This window comes from Actinomadura logoneensis, assembly GCF_003428695.1.
GTDB classification, from domain to species: Bacteria; Actinomycetota; Actinomycetes; order Streptosporangiales; family Streptosporangiaceae; genus Spirillospora; species Spirillospora logoneensis.
Genome location: NZ_QURH01000102.1, coordinates 1 through 11387 on the forward strand (window position 1 = coordinate 1; position 11387 = coordinate 11387).

Annotated in this window: 9 protein-coding genes; 2 read left to right on the plus strand and 7 right to left on the minus strand. The window is 71.7% G+C overall.

Annotation, left to right across the window (positions count from 1 at the left end; translation table 11 throughout):
* Positions 1-280: 280 nt before the first annotated feature.
* Positions 281-655, minus strand: a complete 375-nt coding sequence (locus DZF91_RS05120) for a hypothetical protein (protein WP_117356341.1) — start codon at positions 653-655, stop codon at positions 281-283.
* A 330-nt stretch (positions 656-985) separates the two neighbouring features.
* Between DZF91_RS05120 and DZF91_RS05125 the strand changes: the two genes are divergently transcribed.
* A complete protein-coding gene (locus tag DZF91_RS05125) occupies positions 986-1636 on the plus strand; it encodes a polysaccharide deacetylase family protein (protein WP_117356348.1) in 651 nt (216 codons plus the stop codon).
* Positions 1637-2129: 493 nt separating this feature from the next.
* On the opposite strand, the gene DZF91_RS05130 is transcribed toward DZF91_RS05125, so the two are convergent.
* The 4 genes from DZF91_RS05130 to DZF91_RS05145 form a co-directional block, all read right to left on the minus strand.
* Complete coding sequence (locus tag DZF91_RS05130; RefSeq protein WP_117356342.1) at positions 2130-2600, minus strand: Rv3235 family protein; 471 nt, start codon at positions 2598-2600, stop codon at positions 2130-2132.
* Between the two features lie 227 nt (positions 2601-2827).
* Positions 2828-3916 carry a DUF4192 domain-containing protein gene (locus DZF91_RS05135; RefSeq protein ID WP_117356343.1) on the minus strand — a complete coding sequence of 363 codons (1089 nt, stop codon included), beginning with the start codon at positions 3914-3916 and terminating at the stop codon, positions 2828-2830.
* A gap of 72 nt (positions 3917-3988) precedes the next feature.
* A complete protein-coding gene (locus DZF91_RS05140; RefSeq protein ID WP_117356344.1) occupies positions 3989-5620 on the minus strand; it encodes a sulfatase-like hydrolase/transferase in 1632 nt (543 codons plus the stop codon).
* Positions 5621-5698: 78 nt separating this feature from the next.
* Complete coding sequence (locus DZF91_RS05145; protein WP_117356345.1) at positions 5699-6199, minus strand: phosphoribosyltransferase; 501 nt, start codon at positions 6197-6199, stop codon at positions 5699-5701.
* Positions 6200-6541: 342 nt separating this feature from the next.
* Here DZF91_RS05145 and DZF91_RS05150 point away from each other — a divergent pair, with 342 nt between their 5' ends.
* Positions 6542-8719, plus strand: coding sequence for an ATP-dependent DNA helicase (locus tag DZF91_RS05150; RefSeq protein WP_117356349.1), 2178 nt, complete (start codon positions 6542-6544; stop codon positions 8717-8719).
* 41 nt (positions 8720-8760) lie between these two features.
* Here DZF91_RS05150 and DZF91_RS05155 read toward each other — a convergent pair whose 3' ends face one another.
* Positions 8761-9972: a pyridoxal phosphate-dependent aminotransferase gene (locus DZF91_RS05155; protein WP_117356346.1), complete on the minus strand. Its 1212-nt coding sequence runs from the start codon at positions 9970-9972 to the stop codon at positions 8761-8763.
* Positions 9973-10120: 148 nt separating this feature from the next.
* Positions 10121-11387 (minus strand): FtsX-like permease family protein (locus DZF91_RS05160; RefSeq protein ID WP_147341001.1); only part of this gene is annotated, 1267 nt, incomplete at its 5' end.

An 11387-nucleotide genomic window follows, 5' to 3' on the forward strand; every position in this document is an offset into this window, starting at 1 on the left:
GGCGCGGCACAGACGCAGCAGGCTCGGCGGGTGCGGCGCGGGCGCAGCAGGCGCGGCGCAGACGCGGCGCAGGCGCAGCAGGCGCGGGGAACGCGGCGCGGGGGAAGTGGGCGTGACTTGGGGGCTTGCGCGTATGCGCGGGTGGGCCGGGCGTCGGGTGGTGCTGGGTGGGTGGGGCCTGGGCGCGAGTTTGCTGCCGACGTGTGGTGTTTTGGCGGGTGGAGGGGTTGTGCAGCGCCGGTGCGTGGCGGCTTGTGCGGGGCGGGAGTCTGGCGGGGGGTTACGGGCGGCGGACGGCTTCGCCGGGGCTGCCGGGGTCGATGCGGCGGTTGCGGTTGCGCTCGTTCCAGGCCCGCATGCGGGGCGGGTAGCCGACGATCTGCACGTCGTAGATGGGCATGCCGAGGTCGCGGGCCACCTTGCCGATGACCTTCGGGGAGCCCACGCGGCGGCGCGTCCATTCGCCGTCGTTGGCGACGGCCACGGCGGTGGTGTCGGTCGCGAACGTCTCCGGCTCAACGTAGAACTCGACGCCCGGACGCGAGCGCGCGAAGGCGATCAATGCCTCGATGTCGGCGTCGGTGGCCTCGCGATCAAGCTTGGCGACCGTCGTTCCGCGGTTTTTACGGATTCCGAAACGGTCACGGAATCTCATTGGTCGTCCCGTCCGTGTTCTGGCGCTCGTCTTCTCGAGCGCAGGGGTGATTATGCCGTCAACGATCGCCGGGGCGATAACGGTTCCCCGACATTCAGCGCGTCCCGGGCAGGCGGTGTCGGGTCCGGCCTAGACTGACGGACTCCGACGATCAATGCAACGGGCACGCCGGGAGGCGTCATGATGGGTCAACAGGCGTTGGTCCGAAGGGGAGCGGCGGCGATGGCCGTCGCGGCGGCTTGCGGCTGGGCGGGGTCGATGACACCCGCCATGGCGGCGGACCGGGTCGGTCCCGCCACATCGCGGCCGGTCGCGAACAAGGTGCAGCCGATGACCGCACAGCGCGGGCCGGTGGCCGCGCCGCCCCGGAAGATCGATTGCCGCAAGGTCAAGTGCATCGCGCTCACGTTCGACGACGGGCCGGTGTCCGGGACCGGCAAGCTTCTGAAGACTCTGGCCGCGCGGCATGTACGGGCGACGTTCTTCCTGGTGGGGAGGAATGCCAAGGCGCATCCGGACATGGTGCGGCGGGAACTGGCCGCCGGACACGAGGTCGGCAACCACAGCTACACGCACGCCGACCTCTCGCGTCTGTCCAGCACGCAGATCAAGAGCGAGATCACCAAGACGCAGAAGGCGATCCACGCGGCGAGCGGCTTCACCCCGAAGCTGATGCGTCCGCCGTACGGGGCGACCAACTCGCGCGTGGCGACGGTCACCAAGCGGCTCGGGATGCCCCAGATCATCTGGGCGGTCGACCCCCTCGACTGGCGCGACCGCAACAGCAAGACCGTCGAGAACCGCGTGGTGAGCCACGCGCGTCCGGGCTACATCGTGCTGATGCACGACATCCACCCGACGACGGTCAACGCGGTTCCGAGGATCATCAGCCGGCTGGCCGCGAAGGGCTACGTCTTCGTCACGGTCTCCGAGCTGTTCGCCAACCACCTCACCCCCGGAAAGCGGTACGCCAAGCGGTGACTCCAAGGGGGGGAGCAGGCATTTCTGCTCCCCTCTGGCCGGTCGTGGCGTCCCCTTCCCCCTCCGCCCGAATGAGCTTTGTCTTTCAACTCAGGGCTCGCTCGCGGACGCTTGGGAGGCGCTGACGACACAAGCTCGTCCCCTTCCTCTGGGGTGAGGAAGGGCTGGGCCGTGGATCGAAATGTGCCGAGCCAGTCAGGACATCGCCTGCGCTTCCTTCTCTGGCGTGATGTCCGGTCCTGGTCGGACGCGGCGGCTCTCAGCTCGAAAGTCGAGCGGAGGGCCGCCGTACCTCGTTCACGCCAGCGGAAGGCGGCCGGATGAGCTGTAGGTGCCTTTCGGTGCCACGGGGCGACCTCGCCGCTTTGTGCTCCGGCGGCTGAGCCCGGTCAACGGCCTTTGTTCGTCACGTCATTTCCCTCACGGCCTTTCCTGGATCTCGTTGGTCGTTCTGGGGTTGTTCTCAAGGTCATCTCCTTCGGCATTCGGCTGATCAGCGCCGCCTGAGCTGCTGGGGCTGGGTGGGCGGCTCCCCCGGCGCGGACGGGCCCGTCCCCGCTGCTTCGTGGTCGAGGGCGGTGGTCTCGAGCTCGGTGCATCGCCACCGGCCACGCCGCAGCTCCAAGCGGAGCGCGAGCGCGTGGACGCGCCCCCGGAAGAGGACGACCGCACCGCCCTCGGCGGCGTGCCCGCCCGCCTGCTGCACCCAGCACGACAGCACCTGCGGCAGCGCCACCGGACCCGTCGCCGCCATGCTCCGATGGCCGAGCACCGCTCTGCCGGCAAGCGCCTCCAGCAGCAGGTGGACGGCCTGGGCCGCCACCTGCCGCGCCCCGACGGCGGTCTCCTCGCCTCCGGGCAGGACCCGCAACGGCACCCTGCTCGGTTCCGCCACCGCGTCCAGCGCCAGGTTCCCGACCGTCCGGGAACCGGTCCCACCGCACCGAACGTCACGCCCGACCATGTCTGCCTCCCCGAAATCCGCTGATGCCTAAAGGAGGCGGCACCCCCCTTCCTTGATGCGATCTGGCCGCCTGCGGCCACTTTCGTAACGTCAGCCGCGGGCAACTCAAGCCCTTAGTTCCGGCTAAGCACGGCTTGTCCGGTCGTCATACGCCTCGCGTGCATCGCTTCGGGCAGCCCTCCCTCCAAGGGCGCGCCCGGTCGGACGGGTGTCGCGTGCCGGTGCGATCAGGGCGGCGGGGAGTGGGTGGTGGGGGTCGGAGGTTCGGTGGGCTGCGGGGCGGTGGCCGGCGGACGGGGGGTGTCGCGTGCTTTGTAGAGGGTGGAGAGCTCTTCGGGGGTGATCTTGAGCCGGGCCTTCTTCGGTGGGACGCCGAGGGCGATGATCGCGCGGATCAGAGCGGCCATGGAGTAGTGGGGGTCGGCTTCCTCGGCACGGTCCAGGGCGACGTTCGCGAGGCCGCCGTCGCCCGTGGTGTAGGCGAGGAAGGCCAGGAGGGCCGCCGGGGCCGCGGCGTGGCGGGTGTCGGCCCTCCTGAGGATGGCGCGCCACAGGGCGAGATCCCGCTTCGGATCGTCCTGGGTCAGCCGCACCCAGATCTCGTCGCGGACGCGGAGGTCGGTCATGAGGACGGTGAGCATGGCGGCATCGGCGTCGGTGGGCGGGTGGTCGGAGGCACGGAGCGCTTCGAACAGCCCGACGGCCTCCTTGCTCATGCGAGCCGTCAGGGCCTCGGACGTCGGTTCCTCAGCGGCCCATCGGTGGACGCGGGCCTCGGCCTCCAAGGTGGCTCGGCGGACGGCCGACTGGGCCTTGCCCGTCGGCGGCTCCACCGAGCGGCGCAGGTCGTCCCGGTCGGGCAGGGCGGCGTGGCCCGCGTAGGCGGCGTTCGCGGCGAGTTCGGTGGTGGACGTGTCGAACGGACGCCCTTCGGGTGGGCAGCACTCGTCCAGGCAGGTGAGGGACCACCAGCGGTCGTCGGCGACGCGCATGGCCTCGACGATGCGGACGCCGGCGGACGCCAGGGCCTCCCAGACGGCGGACGCGACGGCCGTCACCGGGGCGGACGGGCCGTAGCCGACGATGAGCGCACTGCGGAAGTGGTTGCGGGCGACCACCACCGCGATCTGTTCGGCCATGTGGGGGACGCAGGACGGATCGGGCGGTAAGTCGACGCGGACGGCGCACGTGTTCTCGGGGCCGTCGAACCCCAGGACGACGAGGCTGTCGACCGGGTGGAAGCCGAGCAGGTACGGGACGGCGGCGATGGCGTCGTCAGGGGTCCGGATCACGAGGCGGGTCGTTTCGTTGGTCATACTCCGACCTTGGCCGACCTCGCCCCTCCTTCTCCAGCTCGGCACGGATCTGTGGATAACCCGCCGCAGTCGTCAGCCGCCGTCCACATATGTGCAGGTCACGGCCCTGCACGCACGGAAACGCGCCAGCCAGGACGACAGCCGGCGCACGTGCTCCGGCGGAGCCTCCGCCACCTCGTTGCGCAGCTCGTACGGATCACCGGCGAGATCGAAGAGCTGGCGTTCTCCCGTCGCGTATTCGACGTACGTCTCACGGTCGGTGCGCAGTGCGGCATAAGAAGGCGGCAGCGGACAGCTCTTCACATGGGTGGGCAATGTGTCGCAGTCGGGCCCTTCGGGGTGGTCGAGAGGGCGTCCCGCGTAGAACTCCACCAGAAGCGCTTTTCGCCAGTCAGCCGGATGGCCGCCCTTGAGAATTGGGGCCAGCGAACGGCCTTCCGCACAGGAAGGCATGGCGCTTCCGGCGAGCTCCGTGAAAGTCGGAGCGAGGTCGACCGTCCCGGCAAGCGCGCTCGTGCTCGTGCCGGGACGAATTCCGGGGCCGCGCACCAGAGCCGGAACGCGGATGTCCTCCTCATACGGCGTCGTCTTCCCCGGCCACAGCCTGTGCTGCCCGAGATGGAAGCCGTTGTCGGAGGTGAAGAAGAGATAGGTGTCGTCCTGGTGCCCGGTTTCCCGGAGGGTGCGGTCCAGCGTGCCGACCATGTCGTCCACAGAAAGCATGGAGCGGAGGCGATCTCGGTAGATGCGGTCGTCGCGACGGATCGCGGCCTCGTCCAGCGGCCCTCTCTGGCGGAGCCAACGCGGTTGCGGACCGCTGCCCGGGCGGTCGAAGGACGGCGGACGAGGGACCTTGGCGTCCGGAAAAGCAGAGGCGTGCCGTGGGGCGAATGCGGCCGGCAGGTGTGGGGCGATAGGGGCCAGGTAGAGAAAGAACGGCTTGTCGCGCGGGCTCGTCCGGATGAAGGACGCGCCCTTGTCCGTGAGGACGTCGTCCAGATGGCCGCGGCGATAGGCGTTGGCGCGTCCGTTCTCTACGAGACGGAAGTCCTCCTGCTGGTACATGTGGCGCGGCATGGGAACGTGCCAGTCGTCCCATCCCGGAGGCACCAAGCCTTGGCGCTCGGTGCCGGGATACCCGTTCAGGTATTTGCCGACAAGCGACGTCCGATAACCGGCCCGCTGCATCCAGGTGCCAAGGGTTTCGCGTTCCTCGCCTTTAACCCGGAAACGCTCGTAGCCGCCGTCCGGCGGATTGTTGCTGCGGACGTCATGGCTGTGGACGTACTGCGAACGCAGAATCGTCGCCCTGGACGGGCAGCACCAGGAGTCCGAGACGATGAAGTTCTGGAAGGTGAGGCCTTCCCGGGCCAGTCTCGAAAGGTTCGGGAACCTGCCCATGTCCGCGCCGTCCAGGTCGTCCGCGAGAACGAAGACGATGTTCGGACGGCGCGTCCGGGCGGCGGCGGCCTGGCCTCCGGCACTGCCCGCGCTTCTGCCGGAGGCCCACGGGGGCCGCGCGCCCGAGCGTCCTCCCGCACCGCTCCTGCCGCCAGGCCCGCTCGCGTTCCCAAAACCGACCGTGCCCACCGAGCCGCCCCTGCCGACCGCGACGGAGTGCCGTCCCGGCGGGGCCAGGGAGGCCGGGACGGCCGCGGCGGCCATGCCCAGGGCGACGAGCGGTACGAGGCGGGAGGACGTCACCAACGCTCCTGGCGGGCCGGATCCAGCAGGGGGTTCCAGCCAACCAGGGACCGTTCCAGGCCGTGCCCGTACTCGCCGTCAGGCGTCCAAGACCTGGTCGTCCCGTTGCACGACGGGGGGCAGCGTTGACCACGGGAAGTTGATCCAGCGGTCGGTGTGCCGCCACACGTACTCGCACTTCACCGTGGAGTGGGGCTTCTCGTAGACGACGGCGCAGCGCACGTCGGCGACGTGGTCGGCGCAGAAGTCCCGGACGAGCTTCAGGGTCGCGCCGGTGTCGGCGACGTCGTCGGCCACCAGGACGCGCGCGCCCGAGAGGTCGACCGGGGCGGGAACGGGCGGGAGCATGACCGGCATGTCGAGGCGCTGGTCCACACCGGTGTAGAACTCGACGTTCATGACGTGCAGGTTCTTGACGTCCAGGGCGTAGCCGAGGGATCCGGCCACGAACAGGCCGCCGCGCGCGATCGACAGGATCAGGTCCGGCTGGTAGCCGCTCTCGGCGACCATGGTGGCCAGCTCGCGGCCGGCGGTGCCGAACAGTTCCCAGGTCAGGACTTCTCTTTCAGCATCAGACACAGATGTATCTTCGCGGACGCACCCGACCGCTCCGTCCCAGGGGCACCCCTGAAGGACCTCCTCGGCGAACGTTCACACGGCGGATGCCCCAGCCGCAGACGCGCCGAGTCCTCAACTTCTTCCGCTGAGCGTCCGTCCGGCCCGCGCGAGTCCGCGGAAGTGATTCGGGTCACGGACGCGTGGTCGCACCTCCGACCGTCCGGGCTTGGCCGCGAGCACGGCGGGCGGAGGGTAGCGTTGGGCGACGTGCCCGCCCCTGATCTGCTCACCGATTCCGCCGCCACCGCCGACACCGCCGCCGAGGATTCGGCCGGTTCCGCGCGTCCCGCCACGACCGGGCGCGTGCCCGACACGGCCGCCCTCCTGTCCGCCGCGGTGCGGGCCATCGGCGGGGCCGAGCGGTCCGGCCAGGTCACGATGGCGGAGGCCGTCGAACGGGCGCTCGACAGCGGCGAGCACCTCGCGGCCCAGGCGGGCACCGGCACCGGGAAGTCGCTCGCGTACCTGGTCCCGGCGATCCGGCACGCGGTGACCAGGGGCCGGACGGTCGTGGTCTCGACCGCGACGATCGCGCTCCAGCGCCAGCTCGTCGACCGCGACCTGCCGCGCCTCGCCGAGGCCCTGCGCCCGCTGCTCGGCACGGAGCTGAAGTTCGCGATCCTCAAGGGCCGCCGCAACTACCTGTGCCTGCACCGCGTCCAGACCGGCGCCCCGGAGGAGGACGAGGACCACCACGGCCTGTTCGACCCGCAGCAGCTCTCGGTGCTCGGCCGCCAGGTGAAGCGCCTGAACGAGTGGGCGGACGAGACCGCCACGGGCGACCGCGACGAGCTGGTCCCGGGCGTGTCCGAGCAGGCGTGGCGGCAGGTCGCGGTCACCGCGAAGGAGTGCCTGGGCGCCACGCGCTGCCCCCAGGGCACCGAGTGCTTCGCCGAGCTGGCCCGCGCGGAGGCGGGCGAGGCGCACATCGTCGTCACCAACCACGCGCTGCTGGCGATCGACGCGCTGGAGGAGTTCCAGGTCCTCCCCGAGCACGACGTCGTGGTCGTGGACGAGGCGCACGAGCTGGTCGACCGCGTCACGGCGGTCGCGACGGGCGACATCTCGGCCTCGGCCGTGGACGCGACCGCGCGGCGCTGCGGACGGCTCGTCGAGGAGGGCGTCGCCGACCACCTGAAGGGCTCCGCCGAAGACCTGACCCTCCTGCTGGAGGAGCTGCCCGCCGGGCGCATGGACGTGCTGCCCGAGGCCCTGGGCAACGCCCTCGCCGTCGTCCGGGACGCCGCGCACGCCTGCCTGACGGCGATCGGCCCGGAGAAGAAGGAGATGGACCCCGCCGACGCGGGCGCGCGCAAGGCGGCGCGCTCGGCGCTGGAGGACCTGCACGACACGTCCGTCCGGCTGCTGGAGTCCTTCCAGGTCGAGATCGCGGCGCGGAACGAGGTCGTCTGGCTGGAGAAGCCGTTCGTGCAGGACGGGCGGCCGAAGCGCCCCCCGACGCTGCACGTGGCGCCGATCGGGGTCGGCGGGCTCCTGCGCGCGACGCTCTTCGAGAAGCGCACGGCCGTCCTGACGTCCGCGACGCTCACGCTGGGCGGGTCGTTCGAGCCGCTGGCGCGCCAGTGGGGGCTGCCCCCGCTCGACGTCCCGAAGCAACCCGGCTCGGATGCGGCCCAGGCGCAGGCTCCGGCGGGGAACGGGACGGACGGAGGCCGGGACAGGCCCCAGGACGGGGGCCGGGACAGGGACCGGGACGGAGCCCAGTCCAGGGAAAAAGCCCAGGCCAAGGAACTCGCCTGGACGGGCATCGACGTCGGTTCGCCGTTCGACCACCCGCGTTCGGGCATCCTCTACGTGGCGCGGCACCTCCCCCAGCCCGGACGCGACGGCCTCCCGGACGCCTACCTGACCGAGATCACCGAGCTGATCGAGGCCGCCGGGGGCCGGACGCTCGGGCTGTTCTCGTCGATGCGGGCCGCCCGGCAGGCCGCCGACGAGCTGAAGGACCACCTGACGCACCCGCTGCTCTGCCAGGGCGAGGACTCCACCTCCCTGCTGGTCAAGCAGTTCGCCGAGGACGAGCGGACCTGCCTGTTCGGCACCCTGTCGCTCTGGCAGGGGGTGGACGTGCCGGGCCCGTCGCTGCAACTGGTGATCATGGACCGCATCCCGTTCCCGCGCCCGGACGACCCGGTGGCCTCGGCCCGGCAGCGCGCGGTCGCGGCGCGCGGCGGCAACGGCTTCATGGCCGTGGCGGCGACCCACGCGGCGCTGCTGCTGGCGCAGGGCGCGGGACGCCTGCTGCGCGCGATGGACGACCGGGGCGTGGTGGCGATCCTCGACCCGAGGCTCGCGACGGCGCGGTACGGCGGCTTCCTGAAGACGTCCCTGCCGCCGTTCTGGGCCACCACCGACCCGCAGACCGTCCGCGGGGCGCTCCGCCGCCTGGACCAGGCCGCGGCGGACCGTCCGACGCCGGCGGCGACCGCCGGGGACGACGACGGGCGGGAGACCGGGTGAGTCCTCGGCCTCCCGCCCGCCATGCGAGCCTCACCTGACGGTCAGGGGCGGTAGCTCCCCAGGAAGTCGCCGATCCGCCCGATCGCCTCTTCGAGCTCGTCGGCGTACTGCAGCGTGACGATCCGGAAGTGGTCGGGCGTCGGCCAGTTGAAGCCGGTGCCCTGCACGACCAGGATGTTCTGCTGCTCCAGCAGTTCGAACGCGAACCGCACGTCGTCCTTGACCGGGTACATCTCGGGGTCCAGGCGCGGGAAGACGTAGAGCGCGCCCTCGGGCCGGACGCAGCTCACGCCGGGGATGTCGTTCAGCATCGCGGCGGCACGGTCGCGCTGCTCGCCGAGGCGGCCGGTCGGCAGGACCAGCTCGTCGATGCTCTGCCTCCCGCCGAGCGCCGCCTGCACGGCGTACTGCGCCGGGACGTTGGGGCACAACCGCATGTTCGCCAGGATGTCCAGGCCCTCGATGTAGGACTCGGCGTGCTGCTTCGGCCCGGAGAGGATGAGCCAGCCGGACCGGAACCCGGCCACCCGGTAGTTCTTGGACAGCCCGCCGAAGGTCAGGCACAGCAGGTCGGGGGCGAGCGAGGCGATCGAGGTGTGCCGGGCGCCGTCGTACAGGATCCGGTCGTAGATCTCGTCGGCGAAGATCAGCAGGCCGTGCCGGCGGGCGAGCTCGGTGATGCCGAGCAGCACCTCGCGCGGGTAGACGGCGCCGGTCGGGTTGTTCGGGTTGATGATCACGATCGCGCGGGTGCGGTCGGTGATCTTGGCCTCCATGTCGGCCAGGTCCGGGGCCCAGGCCGCCGACTCGTCGCACCGGTAGTGCACCGGGACGCCGCCCGCCAGCGACGCCGCGGCCGTCCACAGCGGGTAGTCGGGCGTGGGGATGAGCACCTGGTCGCCGTCGTCCAGCAGCGCCTGGAGGGTCATCACGATCAGCTCGGAGACGCCGTTGCCCAGGTAGACGTCCTCGACGTCCACGTCGGCGATGCCGATCTCCTCGCAGCGCTGCACCACGGCTCGGCGGGCGGGCAGGATGCCCTTGGAGTCGCTGTACCCGTGCGCCTCCGGCAGGTTGCGGATCATGTCCTGCAGCAGCTCGGGCGGGGCCTCGAAGCCGAACGGGGCGGGGTTGCCGATGTGCAGTTTGAGGATCCGGTTGCCCTGCGCCTCGAGTTCCTTGGCGCGCTTCAGGACCGGACCCCGGATGTCGTAACAGACGTTCGCGAGCTTGCCCGACTGGTTGACCTGCATTGCATCAGCCTATCCAGGCAATCCACACATCCCGCGACGCACCACCCGCTCAACGTCCCGCGTCCGTCCCCGGTGCGTCCGCCGCCCCGGCCCCGCGCCGTCCGCTCTCCTCCCCGCCCTGAGGGAGCGGACGGCGCGGGGGCGAGGTCTACGCGGAGGCCACGGCCGTGAGCGCGGGCAGCCTGGCGGCGCGCCGCGCGGGACGCAGCGCCGCCAGAACCCCGGCCGCCGCGCCCACCAGAAGGATCACCACCAGCGGGACGGCCGGGACGGAGAACGGGTTCGACAGCGCGGCGGCCAGCGCCCAGCCGAGGAAGAGGCCGAGGCCGGCGCCGCCGGCCGTGCCGAACAGCGACACGATGAGCGACTCCCAGCGGATCATGGCCCGCAGCTGCCGCCGGGTCGCGCCGACCGCGCGCAGCAGCCCCAGCTCCCGCGTCCGCTCATGGACCGACAGGGCCAGCGTGTTGGCGATCCCGAGCAGGGCGATCACGATCGCGAGCGCCAGCATCACGTAGACGATCCCGAGGAAGGCGTTCATCTGCTCGGTCTGCGCCGCGACGTACTGCGACCGGTTCTGGACGTCCGGCTGCCCGTACGGGCGGGCGAGCGAGGTCAGCGCCGCCCGCGCGTCGTCCTCGGAGACTCCCCGCTTGGGCAGGGCGAACGCCGCGATGTCGAGCGGACGCCGGTTGTGGCCCGCCCACACCGTCCGCGGAAGGAGGTAGTCCCCGGCCAGGTCGGTCCGCTTGTAGATCGCGCCGACCGTCATGAGCACCCGGGAACCGTCCGAGAAGGTGACCGCCACCGCCGACCCGACGTGCCATTTCCGCTGGTCAGCGACCTTCTTGCCGACCGCGAGCACCATCGGCACCGAAGCCCCGCCGCCGGACGGTCCGCTGGACGGTCCGCCGGACGAGCCGCCCGCGCCCGCGGCCGGGTCGGACGGCAGGGTCCCGGCCGTGACGTCCAGCCGCAGGACGCGCCCGAGCAGCGCCGGATCGGTGACGCCGACCGTCGCGGCGTGCCCGTCCACGCGCGCCGCGCCCTTCCCGAGGCCCACGGCGGTCTCGATCTGCGGCAGGGACGCGGCGCGCGCGGCCAGGGACGGCTCGAAACCGCCCGTGGCGTTGCCGCCGCCGTTCACGACCAGGCCGGACCGGAACGAGCCCGCGACACCGTCCGCCAGGGACGCGCGCATCGACCCCGCGAAGACCGTCAGCAGAGTCACCACGCCCACGCCGATCATCAGCGCGGTCGCGGCCCCGGCGGTGCGCCGCGGACTGCGGACGGCGTTCTCGCGGGCCAGCCGTCCGGGCACGCCGCGCCACCGGGCGGCGGGCAGGCCGATGAGGGCCGCCGCCGGACGCGCCGCGACCGGACCCAGCGCCACCAGCGCGACCAGCGTCATCACC